Genomic DNA, 3,286 nt, shown 5'->3' on the forward strand with positions numbered 1-3,286 from the left:
CTCTTTTTTCAGTATCCCCGGGCCCTTGTCTTTGCTTAAGGCGGTTCGCGCCAAGCGGACCCCGGCTTTTACCACGGTGCTGCCCACGCCTCCACTGGCCAAATCCAATGCTACGGAACCGGCGGCTAGGGCCCCCTGAGCGGCGGCGCTCCAGTAATTGCCCTCCTGGATCTCGTCGCCCACGTCTTTTACGCCCTGAGCCACGTCGTAGGCTACTGCCAGAATGGTGGTGACAAAATTTTCCTCCAAGCCAGTGGTGGCCGCAGTGTCACAAGCCTGGATGTCTCCTGAGTCCTTGCCCGCCAAGGCTAACCCCGTAGCCAGGAGGATTCTTAGCGATGCCACAGCCCGACCTGCCAACGCCTGGGCTGCCTCCTGACAGCGCTCAGTGTAGGCCTCCTGCCCTTCCCCCTGGGCTCTTTGAGGCAGCTGGTCTCGAATTCCTTCTGTAACGCCCTGCGCACACGTCTCCGCCGCCATGGTGGCGCCCGCCGCCAGAAGAGCCTGATTCCAGTCTCCAGTGCCGCTTTCCAGAGCCTGGAGGGAGAGAGTGGAGGCCATGGCCAGGGCTCCGTGGAGTAATTTATGTTCCAGCCCCGAAAGGCCGCTACGATAGGCCTGGCCGATCTCTGAGGCTCCTGCGGCGGAGATCTGAAGAACGCCCTGGCGGGCAAGGGTTTCCAGAGGATTTTCCTGATACACCAAGCTATGGGCTGCCGTCGTCTTAATCAGGTTCCCGGCGCTGCCCAGGTCCCCCACACCCAAGCTTAGCCCTTGCACTGCAAGGCTTTTTCCCGCCGCCTTGAGCATATCCGAGAGCTGGAGGGATTCGTGATTGGCCAGAGACTCCAGGCCTCCCTTCTGGATGAAGGCCTGAGCGGACGCTGCAAGCACGCCAGAGGCAAGACCTCCGCTGGCCCCTGCCAGAGCTGCAACGCCCACCCCCAGAGCGGCCTTAAAGGCAGGCTTAACAGTGGTACGAGGTCTCTGGGATTCCTCAATAATAGAGGGCACGACCGTGCGGTGGATCTCGGTAAATTCTGGGCGAGGCGCCACCTCTAGGCCCGAGGGGCGCTGGCCCGTTGTGGAAATAACCTCCAGGTGCGGCGTATCCACCGCCAAATGACCCTGAACAGAACAGTCCACGTAGTCCACCCCATGGCCTTGGCGAGCTTGAGTTTTCTGGAGAATCTTGCTGTCTCGGGTCACCGAAACTTTCTCAAATCCATCCTGCCGCAGGGCGGGGGTTAGGAGAAGTTTTTCGCGAGCCTGAATGCTCACCTGGCCCTTAAACTGGGTTCCCTGGAAGGCCCCGCGCCGCAGCGAAAGGTGAAGCCCCTCCGCCGGAGTCATGGCAGTGCTGGCCTGGCTGAGATCCGTGAAGGGCTCAACGCGCACCCCTTCAATGGACCCGGGCACCGGCTGGGTGCTGTGGCGGCGCTCTTGTATATATACATTATGAGAAGATTCAGAAGTGCTCCCATACCCGGGAATGCACCGGTAGCACTGCGCCTCCAGTACCCCCTGGCCCTTCATCTGCGTGCCCTGATGGAGGATGGCCCCCACCCGGCCGGAGATCTCCTGCGCCTCAATGGAAGAGGGATGAAATACCGAGCTGGAGCCCGTATCCTCTTTCTTGTCTACCCAAAAGGAAAAGCGCATCCAAAAGAGTTTAGCCATCATGGCCATGGAGTTTTAGGAATTCTTGTCGGAAAAAAGCGATTTGATCGATAGGTTCATTTTCAAAACTTACAGAAATAATAGGACGAGAAATTCGATCAATAGCGCAATTAAACATTTCTTGACTCTTACCTTCCTTTACTTCTTCCAAAGTTTTTTCAATGGAATAATCAAAAATTTGCATGAGGGATTCCTTTTGCGCTAAATAAAAATAACTTACTAGAGGACGAGTTTCTTTAAAATAAACCAAGTCATCCAAAATCATTTGATACAAAAAAGAATCTGCATTGGCCATGGCTCGGGGCAAAAGTTCATGAATACACCCCAACAGCACAGGAATGTAGTCTTCCCCAAAGCAGCGGGCGTTAGTAATCCCATTACATATTTGTTCACTGGAATAATCTTCCATAAATACCAGGTCTTGGTCCGTATCATCGGAAGGTACATACTTCAGCAATGGGGGGATCACGGAAGGGTCTCCGTGATTGAAAATAGCTTCAGTAATAAACTCAAATAACGATTCGCACTTCTGGATACGCTCAAACTCTTCCTTTTCCCTGGCGCGATTCAGTTGGACACCCTTTCCCCACTCTTGGTATAGGTCTTCCAGATCCTCCAATAAGTCTTCGTTTTCGAATAATTCCAAAGCTTCCAGTAATTCTGGCGCACTATAAATATCAAGAGGTGATCGTGCACGAATTTCATTATAAATTTGTTGTCTCGTCATTTATATCTCCATTTTCTAGGGTTTGGGAGGGATTTTTCCAGAAAATCCCTCCGGGTTGTCCGCCTTAATTTTCTTCAGTGCCTCTAGGCAAGCCTCATTGGTCTTCATGCGATCACACCCCGCATCCAGCAAGCCTTGGCGAGTATCCTGAATCCCTTGCAATAGGGATTCTCTTGGATTCTGTGGCTTAAATGTTTCATTTCTTTTGTGAATTAATTTACGCCCCTGGGCTTTATGTATTTTTTTAGGCAACGGAATTACCGCATTATTTTTATACTTCCGTCCAGTAACCTTAAGCAGTTCATCGGACTGAGCCACGGGCCATACATGGTGCTGTTCATGCTTTAGTCTGGTTTCTTTTGTCCTGGCTTGAACGATCTTTTTCATTTCCTTCTCTTTATACTTACCCACCGGCACAGGATTGTCTTTGTAGCGTTCGAAATACGCCTTTTGCTCTTGCGGGGTCATATCCTGAGTCCCCGCTTTCTTTTCCTGGCGCTGTTTTCCCGTGGCCTTTAGACCCGAAGCATTGCCGCCCTCTTTTTTCAGTATCCCCGGGCCCTTGTCTTTGCTTAAGGCGGTTCGCGCCAGGCGGATCCCTGTTCTGGCCAGGGTGCTGCCCACGCCTCCACTGGCCAAATCCAATGCTACGGAACCGGCAGCTAGGGCTCCTTGACCGGCGGCGCTCCAGTAATTGCCCTCCTGGAGCTCATCCCCCACATCTTTTACCCCCTGAGCCACATCGTAGGCTACTGCCAGAATGGTGGTGACAAAATTTTCCTCCAAGCCAGTGGTGGCCGCAGTGTCACAAGCCTGGATGTCTCCTGAGTCCTTGCCCGCCAAGGCTAACCCCGTAGCCAGGAGGATTCTTAACGAGGC

At 53.3% G+C, this 3,286-nt stretch carries 3 protein-coding genes; all 3 read right to left on the reverse strand.

Going from position 1 to position 3,286, the window contains the following annotated elements:
* On the reverse strand, positions 1-1,683 hold a 1,683-nt coding region (locus HCUR_RS08315; RefSeq protein ID WP_165780660.1), incomplete at its 3' end, for a hypothetical protein.
* On the reverse strand, positions 1,673-2,407 hold the full coding sequence (locus HCUR_RS02360) for a hypothetical protein (RefSeq protein WP_104206572.1): 735 nt from the start codon (positions 2,405-2,407) through the stop codon (positions 1,673-1,675). The genes HCUR_RS02360 and HCUR_RS08315, both read right to left, overlap by 11 nt.
* Before the next feature lie 15 nt (positions 2,408-2,422).
* Positions 2,423-3,286, reverse strand: an 864-nt coding sequence (locus HCUR_RS09520; RefSeq protein ID WP_243397253.1) for a hypothetical protein, incomplete at its 5' end; no start/stop codon positions are given.

The organism is Holospora curviuscula, from assembly GCF_002930195.1.
Classification (GTDB): domain Bacteria; phylum Pseudomonadota; class Alphaproteobacteria; order Holosporales; family Holosporaceae; genus Holospora; species Holospora curviuscula.

Coding starts and splice junctions, on each gene's coding strand:
- HCUR_RS02360 (WP_104206572.1), bottom strand. CDS start 2,407: ATGACGAGACAACAAATTTATAATGAAATTCGTGCACGATCACCTCTT.